Annotated in this window: 15 protein-coding genes; 8 read left to right on the forward strand and 7 right to left on the reverse strand. The window is 71.5% G+C overall.

Annotation, left to right across the window (positions count from 1 at the left end; all coding sequences use genetic code 11):
• Positions 1-93: 93 nt before the first annotated feature.
• Positions 94-513 carry a Fur family transcriptional regulator gene (locus tag G3I54_RS14880; protein ID WP_164614902.1) on the reverse strand — a complete coding sequence of 140 codons (420 nt, stop codon included), beginning with the start codon at positions 511-513 and terminating at the stop codon, positions 94-96.
• A gap of 146 nt (positions 514-659) precedes the next feature.
• On the opposite strand from G3I54_RS14880, the gene G3I54_RS14885 reads away from it, so the two are divergent.
• Positions 660-2,129 (forward strand): catalase, encoded by a 1,470-nt coding sequence (locus G3I54_RS14885; protein WP_164615021.1) that lies wholly within the window; start codon positions 660-662, stop codon positions 2,127-2,129.
• Positions 2,130-2,229: 100 nt separating this feature from the next.
• On the opposite strand, the gene G3I54_RS14890 is transcribed toward G3I54_RS14885, so the two are convergent.
• On the reverse strand, positions 2,230-2,631 hold the full coding sequence (locus tag G3I54_RS14890) for a CBS domain-containing protein (RefSeq protein WP_164614904.1): 402 nt from the start codon (positions 2,629-2,631) through the stop codon (positions 2,230-2,232).
• Positions 2,632-2,845: 214 nt separating this feature from the next.
• On the reverse strand, positions 2,846-3,646 hold the full coding sequence (hisN, locus tag G3I54_RS14895) for a histidinol-phosphatase (protein ID WP_164614906.1): 801 nt from the start codon (positions 3,644-3,646) through the stop codon (positions 2,846-2,848).
• Between the two features lie 125 nt (positions 3,647-3,771).
• Here hisN and G3I54_RS14900 point away from each other — a divergent pair, with 125 nt between their 5' ends.
• Positions 3,772-4,500 carry a TetR/AcrR family transcriptional regulator gene (locus tag G3I54_RS14900; RefSeq protein ID WP_164614908.1) on the forward strand — a complete coding sequence of 243 codons (729 nt, stop codon included), beginning with the start codon at positions 3,772-3,774 and terminating at the stop codon, positions 4,498-4,500.
• Here the strand turns inward: G3I54_RS14900 and G3I54_RS14905 are convergent.
• The 4 genes from G3I54_RS14905 to G3I54_RS14920 all read right to left on the reverse strand — a co-directional run bounded on the left by G3I54_RS14905 (position 4,457) and on the right by G3I54_RS14920 (position 8,094).
• Positions 4,457-4,780, reverse strand: coding sequence for a multidrug efflux SMR transporter (locus tag G3I54_RS14905; protein ID WP_030580547.1), 324 nt, complete (start codon positions 4,778-4,780; stop codon positions 4,457-4,459). The genes G3I54_RS14900 and G3I54_RS14905 overlap by 44 nt on opposite strands.
• Positions 4,781-4,904: 124 nt before the next feature.
• Complete coding sequence (gene rsgA / locus G3I54_RS14910) at positions 4,905-5,921, reverse strand: ribosome small subunit-dependent GTPase A (RefSeq protein ID WP_164614910.1); 1,017 nt, start codon at positions 5,919-5,921, stop codon at positions 4,905-4,907.
• 3 nt (positions 5,922-5,924) lie between these two features.
• On the reverse strand, positions 5,925-7,277 hold the full coding sequence (gene aroA, locus G3I54_RS14915; RefSeq protein WP_164614912.1) for a 3-phosphoshikimate 1-carboxyvinyltransferase: 1,353 nt from the start codon (positions 7,275-7,277) through the stop codon (positions 5,925-5,927).
• 103 nt (positions 7,278-7,380) lie between these two features.
• Positions 7,381-8,094: a M50 family metallopeptidase gene (locus G3I54_RS14920; protein WP_030580553.1), complete on the reverse strand. Its 714-nt coding sequence runs from the start codon at positions 8,092-8,094 to the stop codon at positions 7,381-7,383.
• 52 nt (positions 8,095-8,146) lie between these two features.
• Between G3I54_RS14920 and G3I54_RS14925 the strand changes: the two genes are divergently transcribed.
• From G3I54_RS14925 to def, 6 genes are all read left to right on the forward strand, one after another.
• The gene (locus G3I54_RS14925; protein ID WP_164614914.1) at positions 8,147-8,962 is read left to right on the forward strand and encodes an SOS response-associated peptidase; all 816 of its coding nucleotides are present in this window, start codon (positions 8,147-8,149) and stop codon (positions 8,960-8,962) included.
• A 25-nt stretch (positions 8,963-8,987) separates the two neighbouring features.
• A complete protein-coding gene (locus G3I54_RS14930) occupies positions 8,988-9,629 on the forward strand; it encodes an alpha/beta family hydrolase (RefSeq protein ID WP_164614916.1) in 642 nt (213 codons plus the stop codon).
• A gap of 332 nt (positions 9,630-9,961) precedes the next feature.
• The gene (locus G3I54_RS14935; protein WP_010061546.1) at positions 9,962-10,618 is read left to right on the forward strand and encodes a sigma-70 family RNA polymerase sigma factor; all 657 of its coding nucleotides are present in this window, start codon (positions 9,962-9,964) and stop codon (positions 10,616-10,618) included.
• Positions 10,615-10,935 carry a mycothiol system anti-sigma-R factor gene (rsrA, locus tag G3I54_RS14940; RefSeq protein WP_164614920.1) on the forward strand — a complete coding sequence of 107 codons (321 nt, stop codon included), beginning with the start codon at positions 10,615-10,617 and terminating at the stop codon, positions 10,933-10,935. The genes G3I54_RS14935 and rsrA overlap by 4 nt, the downstream gene beginning before the upstream one ends.
• Before the next feature lie 403 nt (positions 10,936-11,338).
• Positions 11,339-12,334 carry a hypothetical protein gene (locus G3I54_RS14945; RefSeq protein WP_018959149.1) on the forward strand — a complete coding sequence of 332 codons (996 nt, stop codon included), beginning with the start codon at positions 11,339-11,341 and terminating at the stop codon, positions 12,332-12,334.
• Positions 12,335-12,453: 119 nt separating this feature from the next.
• Positions 12,454-13,092 (forward strand): peptide deformylase, encoded by a 639-nt coding sequence (gene def / locus G3I54_RS14950; protein ID WP_164614921.1) that lies wholly within the window; start codon positions 12,454-12,456, stop codon positions 13,090-13,092.
• The last annotated feature ends 5 nt before the right edge of the window (positions 13,093-13,097 follow it).

Below are 13,097 nucleotides of genomic sequence, written 5' to 3' on the forward strand. Positions count from 1 at the left end.
GGAGCGGTGAGAGGCACGAGGGCGTCGAGGGGCAACCCCCGGACCGCGAAAAGCGGGCCCACCCGTTCGACGGGCGGACCCGGCGCGGTCGGCTCAGCCGGTGGCGGCGCAGTTCGGGCAGATGCCGCGGTACGTCACCTCGACGCCGGAGACCGTGAAGCCGTAGCGCTCGTCCGCCGGCAGGTCCGCCAGCGGGTTGCCCGCCGGGTGCACGTCCCTGATCGCGCCGCATTGGGCGCACACCAGGTGGTGGTGCGGGCGGTGTGCGTTCGGGTCGTAGCGTTTGGCGCGGCGGTCGGTGGAGACCTCCAGCACCTCGCCGAGGGACACCATCTCGCCGAGGGTGTTGTAGACGGTGGCACGCGAGATCTCGGGCAGCCGGGAAACGGCCCTCGCGTGGACCTCGTCCGCCGTCAGGTGTACGTGGTCCCCGTCGAGGACCTCGGCCACGACACGCCGCTGCGCCGTCATGCGCCAGCCACGTCCACGAAGTCGTTCCAGCAGGTCGCTCATGGGGCCCAGCCTAACAGTGGCGGGATCGAGTCCCGATCGAGTGTGACTTTGGATGCTCACTTGACTTAGACAATGTCCATTGTAGGATCGAAACCGGCATTCGCCAAGGGACAGGGCTGTACAGAGGACAGGCAGCTGTGCAGGACATGACGCAGGAGGCGCACGTGACGCAGGGACCGCTCACCACGGAGGCCGGGGCGCCGGTCGCCGACAACCAGAACAGTGAGACCGCGGGCGCCGGCGGCCCGGTCCTCGTCCAGGACCAGGCGCTGCTGGAGAAGCTCGCCCACTTCAACCGTGAGCGCATTCCGGAGCGCATCGTGCACGCCCGCGGCGCCGGCGCCTACGGCACGTTCACGCTGACCCGCGACGTCTCGCAGTGGACCCGGGCGAAGTTCCTCTCCGAGGTCGGCAAGCAGACCGAGACGTTCCTGCGCTTCTCCACGGTCGCGGGCAACCTCGGCTCCGCCGACGCCGTGCGCGACCCCCGCGGCTTCGCGCTGAAGTTCTACACCGAGGAGGGCAACTACGACCTCGTCGGCAACAACACCCCGGTGTTCTTCATCAAGGACGCCATCAAGTTCCCCGACTTCATCCACACCCAGAAGCGCGACCCGTACACCGGCTCGCAGGAGGCGGACAACGTCTGGGACTTCTGGGGTCTGTCGCCCGAGTCGACGCACCAGGTCACCTGGCTCTTCGGCGACCGCGGCATTCCGGCCACGCTGCGCCACATGAACGGGTACGGCTCGCACACCTACCAGTGGAACAACGAGGCCGGCGAGGTCTTCTGGGTCAAGTACCACTTCAAGACCGACCAGGGCATCAAGAACCTCACCCAGGACGAGGCCAACAAGCTCGCCGGTGAGGACCCCGACAGCCACCAGCGCGATCTGCGCGAGGCGATCGAGAACGGCGACTTCCCGTCCTGGACGGTGCAGGTCCAGATCATGCCCGCGGCGGACGCGGCCGGCTACCGCTTCAACCCGTTCGACCTCACCAAGGTGTGGCCGCACGCGGACTACCCGCCGATCGAGATCGGCAAGCTGGAGCTCAACCGCAACCCGGAGAACATCTTCGCCGAGGTCGAGCAGTCGATCTTCAGCCCCGCGCACTTCGTGCCGGGCATCGGCCCGTCCCCGGACAAGATGCTCCAGGGCCGCCTCTTCGCGTACGGCGACGCCCACCGCTACCGCGTCGGCATCAACGCCGACCACCTGCCGGTGAACCGCCCGCACGCCACCGAGGCGCGGACCAACAGCCGGGACGGCTTCCTCTATGACGGCCGTCACAAGGGCGCCAAGAACTACGAGCCGAACAGCTTCGGCGGCCCGTTCCAGACCGACCGGCCGCTGTGGCAGCCGCTCCCGGTCACCGGGACCACCGGCAGCACCGAGGCCCCCAGCCACGCCGAGGACGACGACTTCGTGCAGGCGGGCGACCTCTACCGGCTCTTCTCCGAGGACGAGAAGGTCCGGCTGATCGAGAACCTCGCCGGGTTCATCGCCAAGGTCTCGCGCGACGACATCGCCGAGCGCGCGATCAACAACTTCCGCCAGGCGGACGGCGACTTCGGCAAGCGGCTGGAAACCGCGGTCCAGGCCCTTCGCGGCTGACCGGACGCCTGTCGTCGACGGTGGGCCGGATCCCCTCACGGGGGTCCGGCCCACCGGCCTTTCCGACGCCCGGCGCTCGGCGAATGGCGCCCGGCAGCCGTCAGCCGGCGGCCGCGACCGTACGCCGGCGGGCGGGCGCCCAGCAGCGGATGATGTCGCGCACCGACACGATGCCCACCGGGCCGTCGCCGTCCAGCACGATCAGATGCCGGAACCCGCCGTGCGTCATGGCTTCCGCGGCCTCCTCCAGGGTCCAGGACGGGGCGGCGAACACCACGTCGGTGGTGGTGTGGGCGGACGCGGTCTCCTGGTCGGGATCGAGCCCCGATCCGACCGCGTCGAGGATGTCGCGCTCGGTGATGATGCCGAGCCCGCAGGTGTCCGGGTCGTGGACGACAGCTGCCCCGATGCGACGGGCCGACATCAGCCGGGCCGCCTGGCGGAGCGTATGGGTGGGGCCGATGGTGAGGACCACCGTGCTCATGGCGTCACGGACGAGCATGAAACGAGCCACCTCCTCGGTGAGCCGACTCTGTGAGTCGATTCACAAGTTCACAAGTGGGGGGACTCTCAGAGTTGCACCCTTGGGGCGGGTCGACAAGGGGTGGGCGAGGCGCTCGGGAGGGCGTGCGAAAAGCACACAACACGCCCCCGAGCGCTTCGTGAACCGTACGGTTTCGGACAGGCCGGCAAACAGGCCCGGAAAGAAGGGGCGTTCAGTAGCGCTGGTTGAGATAGCCCAGCAGCTCGTCGTGGAGCGGCCCGTTCGAGGCCGCCGCGTTTCCGCCGCCCGGACCGTCCACCCCGTCCAGCGAGGTGAACCGGCCGCCCGCCTCCTGCACGATGATCGCGGTCGCCGCCATGTCCCACAGCGACAGCTCCGGCTCCGCGCAGATGTCCACGGAACCCTCCGCGACCATCATGTACGGCCAGAAGTCCCCGTACCCCCGCGTCCGCCAGCAGGCCCGGGTGAGGTCCAGGAGGCCGTCGAGGCGGCCCTGCTCCTCCCAGCCGGACAGCGAGGAGAACGCGAACGAGGCGTCGGCGATCCGCTCCACCTTCGACACGTGCATCCGGGTCGCGGAGGTGAGGCTGCGGCCGGTGAACGCGCCCGCGCCCTTCGCCGCCCACCAGCGCCGGTTCAGCGCGGGCGCGGAGACCACGCCCATCACCGGCTGGAAGCCGTCCTCCCCGGCCTCCATCAGCGAGATCAGCGTGGCCCACACCGGCACGCCGCGCACATAGTTCTTGGTGCCGTCGATCGGGTCGATCACCCAGCGCCGCGGTCCGCTGCCCTCGACCCCGTACTCCTCGCCCAGGATCGCGTCCCTCGGGCGGGCCCGATGCAGGTGGCCCCGGATCAGCTCCTCGGCGGCCTTGTCGGCCTCGCTCACCGGCGTCATGTCCGGCTTGGTCTCCACCTTCAGGTCGAGAGCCTTGAACCGGTCCATCGTCGCCGCGTCGGCGGCGTCCGCCAGCACATGGGCCAAGCGCAGATCATCGTGGTAGTCGGGCATGCCGTCACAGTATCCAGCGACGCCGGGCGCGGGCTACAGCGCCCCTGCCGCCGCCCGGAACCCTTGACAGCCCCCGGGACCGCGTCAACTCTGAACCGCAGGATCCCGGGGCGGGGGAGGCGACGATGCCGACAGCGCGGCAGGCCCTGCTGGACGCCGCCCTCCGGGCGCTGGACGACGGGCCCTGGCGCGCCGTGCGCATGGTCGACGTCGCCGCCCTGGCGGGCGTCTCGCGGCAGACCCTCCACAACGAGTTCGGCACCAAGAACGGACTGGCCGGAGCCCTGCTGCGACGGGCCGCCGACGGCTATCTCGCCGGGGTGGACCGCGCCCTGACCGCCCCCGCGCCCGACCGCCCGGCCGCCGTCGCGCTCTGGACCGTACGGGCCGCCCGCCGGGACGCGCTGGTCAAGGCGCTGCTCACGGGGCACTGGGCGGAAGGGCTGCCCCGTCCGGACCGCCGGCCGGGCTCCCCGGGGCGTACGGGCACCCGGCCGCCGCCGACCCCCGAGGAACTGCTCGCGCTGGTACGGGACCGGATGGCGGCCGCGTCGCCCGGGGCCACCGACGGGCGCGGCGAGATCGCGTTACGCCTCGCGCTGTCCTGTGTGATCGTCCCGGTGCCGGGCGACGACGCCGCGGACAGCCGCGCGCTCAGTCTCGTACGGGAGGCGGCGCGGCCGGTGGTGCAAGGGGCGGCGGCTCAAGGGCCGGCGGCGCAAGAGGCGGCGGCTCAAGGGCCGGCGGCGCAAGAGGCGGCGGCTCAAGGTGGGGAGACGCCGGGGCCGGTGGTTCGAGGGCCCGCGGGTCTCAGTGCGCGGAGCCCGACAGCTGGAGGCCGATCACACCGATGATCACCAGCGAGATCGACACCAGCTTCAGCGTGGAGACCACGTCGCCGAGGAAGACCATGCCGTAGATCGCGGTGCCGGCCGCCCCGATCCCGGTCCACACCGCGTACGCCGGACCGACGTCCAGCTTCCGCAGCGCCAGGGTCAGCAGACCGAAGCTGCCGAGGGCGAACGCGGCGAACGCGATCGTCGGCCAGAGCCGGGTGAATCCGTGGGAGAGCTTCAGACACACGGCGAAGCCGGTCTCCAGCAGTCCTGCGACCACGACCAGCAGCCACGCCATCGTCAGTTGCCTCCCGCATAGGTGACGGCTTCGTCCCGCTCGGTGCGATTATGCCTTTACCAGTCGTTGAAGCTCGCAAACGTGTCCGCGTGGCCGGAACCGAATCCGGCCGGATGTGTGGCCGTCAGTCGCCCTCGCGCCGTTCCCGGGTCGCGAGGAGCCGGCGCAGCGAGTCCAGTCGCGCCGGGTCGGCGTGGCCTTCCGCCACCCACGCGTCCAGCGCGCACTCGGGCTGGTCCCCGTCGTGCGTGCAGCCGCGCGGGCAGTTCTCGGTGCCCGGCTGGAGGTCGGGGAAGGCGTTGATGACGCGCGACGGGTCGACGTGGTGCAGCCCGAAGGACCGCACGCCCGGGGTGTCGACGACCCAGCCCCGGTCGCCGGGCAGCGGCAGCGCGAGGGCCGAGGTGGTGGTGTGCCGGCCCCGGCCGGTGACCGCGTTGACGATGCCCGTGGTCCGCCGCCGGTCCTTCGGCACCAGGGCGTTGACCAGCGTGGTCTTGCCGACCCCGGAGTGCCCGACGAAGGCGGTGACACGGTCGTTGAGGAAGGTGCGCACCTGGTCGGCCGCGTCGCCGTTCTCCAGCTCCTCACGGCTGGTCACGATGTACGGAACGCCGAGCGGGGTGTACGCCTCCAGCAGCTTGTCCGGCGAGGCCAGGTCGGACTTGGTCAGCACCAGGAGCGGGGTCAGCCCGCCGTCGTACGCCGCCACCAGACAGCGGTCGATCATGCGCGGGCGGGGCTCCGGGTCGGCCAGCGCGGTGACGATCGCCAGCTGGTCCGCGTTAGCGACGACCACGCGCTCGTACGGATCGTCGTCGTCCGCCGTGCGGCGCAGCACCGTACGGCGCGGGGCGATGCGCACGATCCGGGCCAGCGTGTCCTTCTCGCCGGAGAGGTCGCCGACGATGGAGACGGTGTCGCCCACCACGGCGGCCTTGCGGCCCAGCTCGCGGGCCTTCATGGCCACCACGGTCCGGCCCTCGACGAGGCAGGTGAGCCGGCCCCGGTCGACGGTGAGGACCATGCCGTCCTCGGCGTCCTCGTGCTTGGGCCGGATGTGTGTACGCGGCCGGTTGCCCTTGCGGTTGGGGCGGACGCGGATGTCGTCCTCGTCGGGGTTCTTCCCGTAACGGCGCATGTCCTAGGCCCCGAGCATTCCGGTCCACATGTCCGGGAAGTCCGGCAGGGTCTTGGCGGTCGTGCCCACGTTCTCGATCTCCACGCCCTTCACCGCCAGGCCGATGATCGCCCCGGCGGTGGCCATGCGGTGGTCGTCGTACGTGTGGAAGACGCCGCCGTGCAGCGGGCGCGGGCGGATGTGCAGCCCGTCGGCCGTCTCGGTGACATCGCCGCCCAGCTCGTTGATCTCCTTGGTCAGCGCGGCCAGCCGGTCCGTCTCGTGCAGCCGCAGATGGGCGACGCCGCTCAGCGTGGAGGGGGAGTCGGCCAGCGCCGCGACCGCCGCGATGCCCGGGGTCAGCTCGCCGACCTCGCCGAGATCCACGTCGATGCCGTGGATGCGGCCCGTGCCGGTGAAGGTCAGCCCGCGCTCGGTCAGCTCGCAGCTGCCGCCCATCGCGGTGAAGATCTCGCGCAGCGCGTCACCCGGCTGGGTGGTCCGCTCGGGCCAGTCGGGGATCGTGACCCGGCCGCCGGTCACCAGGGCCGCGGCCAGGAACGGCTGGGCGTTGGACAGGTCCGGCTCGATCGTCAGGTCCCGGCCGAGCAGGGCGGAGGGCGAGACCCGCCAGACGTTCGGCTCGCCGCCCGTCTCCGGCTCGTCCACCTGGGCGCCGACGGCCCGCAGCATGTCGACGGTCATCCGGATGTGCGGCATCGAGGGGAGCGTGGATCCGGTGTGCCGGACCTCCACGCCCTGGTTGAAGCGCGGCCCCGACAGCAGCAGCGCCGAGACGAACTGCGAGGAGGACGAGGCGTCGATCGCCACCGGGCCGCCCTCCAGCGCCCCGCCGCCGTGCACGGTCAGCGGCAGCGCACCGCGCCCGTCGTCGTCGATCCGCGCGCCCAGCGCCCGCAGCGCCTCGATCACGCCGGTCAGCGGGCGCTCGTACGAACGGGGGTCGCCGTCGAAGCGGATCTCGCCGTCGGCGAGCGTGGCGACAGGCGGCAGGAAGCGCATGACCGTGCCCGCGTTGCCGACGTCGACCGTGGCCGGGCCGTGCAGCCCCGCCGGAATGACGCGCCAGGCCTCGCCGGAGCTGTCCGGGGAGGCCGCGGCGGACGGGCTGGTCGCGGACGACGAGGAGACGGTCTCCTCGATGCCGACGCCCATCGCGCGCAGCGCCTCGGCCATCAGCAGGGTGTCGCGGGAGCGCAGCGGGCGGCGCAGCCAGCCCGGCTCGGCGGCCAGCGAGGCCAGCACGAGCGCGCGGTTGGTGACCGATTTGGATCCGGGCACGGTGACGGTCGCGTCGACGGCTCCGCTCGCGTGGGGGGCGGGCCAGAGGGCAGGGTGCACGGAACTCTCGGTCATGGCCATCACTTTAGTGGTTCCACGCCGACCCCGATCCTGACCAAAAGGGCGGAAACCGACTCGTAACGAGGGAGTGGTACGGACCGGAGCGCCCTGCCCGGCCTCACCAGCCCAGCAGCCACCGTCCGCCGCCGATCAGCGAGCACAGCGACACCGCGTGGAAGAGGAACAGCCACAGCACCGCCGGGGCGTGGGTCAGCCGGGCCAGCTGGTCCGCGTCGGAGTCCGGGGCGCCGCCGTGGCGCCGCTTGGACTGGAGCTCGAACGGCGGCCGCACCCCGCCCAGCAGCAGGAACCACACCACCGCGTACGCGAACGCCGACTGCACGTCCGAGGAGGCCAGCCAGGACACCAGCAGGAAGGCGGTGCCGGTCAGGATGACGGTGAGGGCCCCGTACACATTGCGGATCATCACCAGCATCACCGCGAGCAGCGCCGTCGCCACCCACAGCAGCAGGGTGATCCGGCCGTTGGTCAGCAGCCAGGCGCCGCCCAGGCCCAGCAGCGAGGGGGCCGTGTAGCCCGCCGCCGCCGTCAGGATCATGCCGATGCCCGTCGGCTTGCCGCGGCTCACGGTCAGCCCGCTGGTGTCCGAGTGCAGCCGGATACCGGAGAGCTGGCGACCGGTGAGCAGGGCCACCAGGCCGTGGCCGCCCTCGTGCGCGATGGTGATCGTGTTGCGCGCGAGCCGCCATATCGGGTTCGGCACGACGGCGATGAGCGCCAGGGCGGCCGTCACCACCACCAGCCACTGCTCGGGAGCGGACTGGGTCCCGGTGACGCGATCCCACAGATCGCCCAGTTCGGTGCTGTTCATCGGCGGGCGACTCCTTGCGGTGGGGGTGGGCGGTCGTGGCAGTCTGGCATCCATGTGCGGACGGTTTGCAGCCAGTCGGGCGCCCGAGGACCTGACCGGGCTCTTCGGCGTCGAGAAGTGGGAACCCACCGAGACCCTGGAGCCGGACTGGAACGTGGCGCCGACCAAAGAGGTCTACGCGGTTCTGGAGCGTCCTGTTAAGGACGCCGACGACCGGCGTCCGGTTCGCCAGCTGCGCGCCCTGAAATGGGGACTCGTGCCGTCCTGGTCGAAGACCCCCGAGGGCGCCGCCCGGATGATCAACGCCCGCGCGGAGACCGTGCACGAGAAGCCCTCCTTCCGCCGCGCCTTCGCCCAGCGCCGCTGCATCCTGCCCGCCGACGGCTACTACGAGTGGGTCACCGGCGCCGAGGAGCGGCAGCTGGAGGAGAAGAAGGGCAAGAAGCGGGCCCGGAAGCAGCCGTATTTCGTGACCCCGGCCGACGGGTCGGTCTTCGCGATGGCCGGACTCTACGAGTTCTGGCGCGATACGACGCTGCCCGGAGACCACGAGAACGCCTGGTGGGTGACCTGCTCGGTGATCACCACCGAGGCCGAGACCACCCCGCTGGCCGTCGCCCCCGCCGAGGGCCCCGGCGCGCTCGCCGACATCCACCCCCGGATGCCGCTGATGCTCACCCCGGACCGCTGGGACGCCTGGCTGGACCCCTCGCACACCGGCGAGGACGAGCTGCGGGCCCTGCTGGAGCCGCCGCCCGGCGGCCTGATGCGCGCCTACCCGGTCGCCACCGCCGTCAGCAACGTCCGCAACAACGGGCCCGAACTGCTGGAGGAGCTGGCCGCGCCGGAGGAGTCCACGCTGTTCTGACCTGCCGGCGGGGGAGGATGGCGCGGTGAGCCGTCAACCACGTACGCAGAACGTCACCACCGACGCCGGCGAGGCCAGGATCACCTGGGTTCCCGCCTCCGCACCCCGCCTCGTGCTGGCCGTGAGCCACGGGGCGGGCGGCGGCATCGAGGCCCGCGATCTCAAGGCCCTCGCCGCCGCCCTGCCCGGACACGGTGTCACCGTCGCCCTGGTGGAGCAGCCCTGGCGGGTGGCCGGCAAGAAGGTGGCCCCCGCCCCGAAGACCCTGGACACCGGCTGGCGCGGTCTGTGGCCCGCCCTGGCCGCTCCCGGGCTGCCCGTCGTCGCCGGAGGCCGCAGCGCCGGGGCCCGGGTCGCCTGCCGGACCGCCACCGAGCTGGGCGCGGCGGCCGTCCTCGCGCTCAGCTTCCCGCTGCACCCGCCGGGCAGGCCCGAGAAGTCCCGCGCCGACGAACTGCTCGGCGCCGGAGTGCCCACCCTGGTGGTGCAGGGCGGCAACGACCCGTTCGGCAAGCCCGACGAGTTCCCGCCCGGTCCGTACGAGCTGACCGAAGTGCCCCACGGCGACCACGGGTTCGCGGTGCCGAAGAGATCCGGGGCGACCGAGGAACAGACGATGGGCCTCCTCACCGACGCGGTCGCGGAGTGGATCGCGTCACTCGGATGACGTACGGCGATGTGGATGAGGTACGGACGACGTAGGTGACACGGGCCTCGTGCGGGTGGCACAGGCCCCGGGAATGCTCCGTGGCGGGGCGCTGTTGTTCGGGACGTCGGTACAACAACGTCGTACGTGGAGAGGGAGTCCGTCGCATGGGTTCGACCATCTGCCCCAGCCGCTCGAACGCCGCTGACCTGGAGTGGACCGTGCTGCCTGCGGCGAAGACCACCTCCGAGCGGGCGAAGGGCGGCATCAATCGACAGGCCGTCTCCCAGCAAGGTCGACTATTCTCCGAGGCGAGCGGGTCCGGTTTCGGCTCCGCCACATCGTTGGAGGAGGTGGGTCCGGTCACTGGGACCGACACAGGGACCGACGACGGCCGTGCACCGGAGACGCCGGCCGAGCGCAACGCGCGCTTCGAGCGCGACGCCCTCGGCTTTCTCGACCAGATGTACTCGGCCGCGCTGCGCATGACGCGCAACCCGGCCGATGCCGAGGACCTGGTCCAGGAGACCTACGCCAAGGCGTACGGCTCTTTCCACCAGTTCCGCGAGGGCACCAACCTCAAGGCGTGGATGTACCGCATCCTCACCAACACCTTCATCAACTCGTACCGCAAGAAGCAGCGGGAACCCCAGCGCAGCGCCGCCGAGGAGATCGAGGACTGGCAGCTGGCACGGGCCGAGTCGCACATGTCGACCGGTCTGCGCTCGGCGGAGTCCCAGGCACTCGACCATCTCCCGGACTCCGACGTGAAGTCGGCGCTCCAGGCGATTCCCGAGGAGTTCCGCATCGCCGTGTATCTCGCCGATGTCGAGGGCTTTGCCTACAAGGAGATCGCGGACATCATGGGGACTCCCATCGGTACGGTGATGTCCCGGCTGCACCGCGGCCGTCGCCAGCTGCGCGGCATGCTGGAGGACTACGCCCGTGAGCGCGGGCTCGTCGCGGCCGGTGCCGGTGACTCGGACGATCGGAAGGGCTCGGCCTCATGAGCTGCGGAGAGCCGCACGAGACGGATTGCTCGGAGGTCCTCGACCATCTCTACGAGTTTCTCGACCGGGAGATGCCCGAGGGCGACTGCACGAAGTTCGAGGTGCACTTCGAGGAGTGCTCCCCGTGCCTGGAGAAGTACGGCCTCGAACAGGCCGTGAAGAAGCTGGTCAAGCGCTGCTGCGGGCAGGACGACGTCCCGACCGACCTGCGCTCCAAGGTGATGGGCCGGATCGACCTGATCCGGGCCGGTGAGACCGTGCCCGATCACGATGTGACGGCGCAGGACCCGGACCGGTCGGCGACCGCCGCAGAATAGTCGTCCGGCAGTCCGGCCGCCCGCTCGTCCGCGCGGCTCACCGGGTCCGTAGTGGCCCGGTGAGCCGCGCAGCCGTTTCCGGGCCCGTACGCCGGCCCCCTCCCCGGCGGTAGCGGTCGCGGCCGCTCGCCGCCAGGATCGTCAGGGCAGCCGACGCATAGGACGGCCCGCGCGGGGAATGCGTGGGCGGGCCCCCCGGCACGTTGGAGCGGCTCGGGTCCGGCACCGGGCGCGACCACCGGCCGCAGGTGGTGGAGGCCCTGGGACGCGTCCTCGCGCGGGGCGGTCTGACCCCGGCCGGAGCTGGGTAACCCATGGGTAATGAGCGGGCGTCCGGCTGGGCATGGTTGGATGCGAAAGCAGAGCGGATGACGAGGGTGTCCAGTCGGGACAGGCGGGAATCGTGAGGATCTTCGGGAAGGTACGGCATCGGCCGTCCGCCTCTTGGCGGCAGGCCACGGACCGCGCGTTCACGCTGATCGGCGACGGCCGGTACGAGGACGCGGGGGCGCTGCTGACGCGCGCGGCGGATCTGGAGCCCTGGCTCTCGGAGTCCTGGTTCAATCTGGCGCTGCTGCACAAGTTCCGGCACGACTGGGAGCAGGCGCGGGCCGCGGGTCTGCGGGCCGTCGCGCTGCTGGACCGCGAGTCCGGCGCCCCGGACTGGTGGAACGTCGGGATCGCGGCCACCGCGCTCCAGGACTGGCCGTTGGCGCGGCGGGCCTGGCAGGCGTACGGCCTGAAGGTCCCCGGCGGCGGCCAGCACAGCGCGGCCACCACCGAGCCGACCGGCATGGAGCTGGGCAGCGCCGCCGTGCGGCTCTCGCCGGAGGGCGAGGCCGAGGTGGTCTGGGGCCGCCGGCTCGACCCGGCCCGGATCGAGGTGCTGTCCATCCCGCTGCCGTCCTCCGGGCGGCGCTGGGGCGAGGTCGTCCTGCACGACGGGGTGCCCAACGGCGAGCGGGTCACCGCGGCCGGGCCCTCGTATCCGGTGTTCGACGAGATCGAGCTGTGGGCGCCCTCTCCGGTGCCGACCTGGGTGGTGCTGCTGGAGGCGGCCACCGAGGACGACCGGGACGCGCTGGAGAAGCTGGCATCGGACGCCGGGTTCGCCGCCGAGGACTGGTCCTCCTCCGTACGGCTGCTGTGCCGGGCGTGTTCGGAGAGCCGGATGGAGAGCGACGAGGGCGACGGCGAGCACCTGGACCCGCACGACCACAGCGAGCCGGGCCACCCGGGACCGCTGGGCCACCGCACCGCGGGCGCCGGCGATCTGTGGGTCCCGGAGCGCGAGTGCGGCCTCGCGGCCCCCGCCGGACTGGTGCGCGGGCTGCTGGACGGCTGGGTCGCCGACAGTCCGGACAGCCGTGAGTGGCGGGATCTCGAAGAAGTCTGCTGACCGCTGCCCGTAGGCTGTACGCGCACCGATCGCGGTGCTGCTCCTCCCGCGCTTCCCGGTTCCGAAGGGATGCGGCGGGGTCACCGAGTTCAGGTTTTGCAGGAAGGCGTACGGCGGACATGTCGCAGCAGGAGACGGACGGGCGGATCGGCGTGGACGACGAGGGGTTCATCGTCGACACGGAGGACTGCGAGGAGCGCGAGGCGGCCTACCGTGCGCGCGGCACCTCCCGTCCGATCACGGTCGTGGGCAACCCGGTGCTGCACAAGGAGTGCAAGGACGTCACCGCGTTCGACGACGAGCTGGCCCAGCTGATCGACGACATGTTCGCCAGCCAGAAGACGGCCGAGGGCGTCGGGCTCGCGGCCAACCAGATCGGCGTGGACCTGAAGGTCTTCGTCTACGACTGCCCGGACGACGACGGCAAGCGCCACACCGGCGTCGTCTGCAACCCGGTGCTGGAGGAGCTGGCCCCCGAGATGCGGGTGCTGGACGACTCCAACGAGGGCTGCCTCTCGGTCCCGACCGCGTACGCCTCGCTCGCCCGCCCCGACTACGCGGTGGTGCGCGGGCAGGACGCGAAGGGCAACCCGATCAAGGTGCGCGGCAGCGGCTACTTCGCGCGCTGCCTCCAGCACGAGACGGACCACCTGTACGGCTACCTCTACATCGACCGGCTCTCCAAGCGGGAGCGCAAGGACGCGCTGCGGCAGATGGAAGAAGGCACGCCGCGCTACGAGACCGTCCCCAACGACTGAGGCCT

This window comes from Streptomyces sp. SID14515 (assembly GCF_010548505.1).
GTDB lineage: Bacteria > Actinomycetota > Actinomycetes > Streptomycetales > Streptomycetaceae > Streptomyces > Streptomyces caviscabies.